This is a genomic window from Vibrio genomosp. F10 str. 9ZD137 (genome assembly GCF_049974785.1).
In the GTDB taxonomy this organism is placed as follows: Bacteria; Pseudomonadota; Gammaproteobacteria; order Enterobacterales; family Vibrionaceae; genus Vibrio.
This window is the reverse complement of the sequence record NZ_JBNGCJ010000110.1, coordinates 1-788: the sequence shown is the minus strand read 5'-3', so window position 1 is coordinate 788 and position 788 is coordinate 1. Positions and strand designations below refer to the sequence as shown.

General features: G+C 43.3%; 1 protein-coding gene. It reads right to left on the bottom strand.

The features are described from left to right. Nucleotides 1-788 (bottom strand): putative PEP-binding protein (locus ACP45E_RS01370; protein ID WP_347229966.1); only part of this gene is annotated, 788 nt, incomplete at both ends.

Sequence of the window (788 nt, the reverse complement as noted above, 5' to 3'; positions counted from 1 at the left end):
CGCTCTTCCGATCTAAACAAATGGGCAACATCACCAGAGTCTCTATCAAGCCCTAGCGTCAATTGAGTCATATCATTGGAACCAATTGAGAAACCATCAAAGTATTTTAAAAATTCATCCGCTAAAATCGCATTGGACGGTAATTCACACATCATGATGATTTTTAAGCCTTGATCGCCACGGCGCAGATCGAACTTAGCTAATAAGTCGATAACCGATGCCGCTTCACTTGGTGTACGAACGAACGGGATCATTATCTCGACATTCTTTAGCCCCATTTCATTGCGTACGCGCTTTAGCGCCTGTGTTTCTAATTCAAAACAATCCTCAAACACGGGAGAAATGTAACGAGATGCACCACGGAACCCAAGCATTGGATTTTCTTCGTGAGGTTCATACCGTTGACCGCCAACCAAATTGCTGTATTCATTGGATTTAAAATCAGACATACGAACGATGACACGCTTAGGCCAGAATGCAGCGGCAATGGTGGCGATACCTTCGGTTAGCTTACTCACATAGAAATCAATCGGATTGTCGTAACCACGAATCCTCTGAGTGATTTCCGCTTTTAACTCATCCGACTGTTGATCAAAATTCAATAGAGCTTTGGGGTGTATACCAATCATCTTATTGATAATAAATTCGAGCCGAGCAAGGCCAACTCCTTCATTGGGAAGTTGAGCAAAATCGAAGGCACGATCTGGGTTGCCCACGTTCATCATTACTTTTGTTGGTAATACAGGAAGAGCATCAACCGCCGAACGTCGAATCTCAAAATCAAGTTC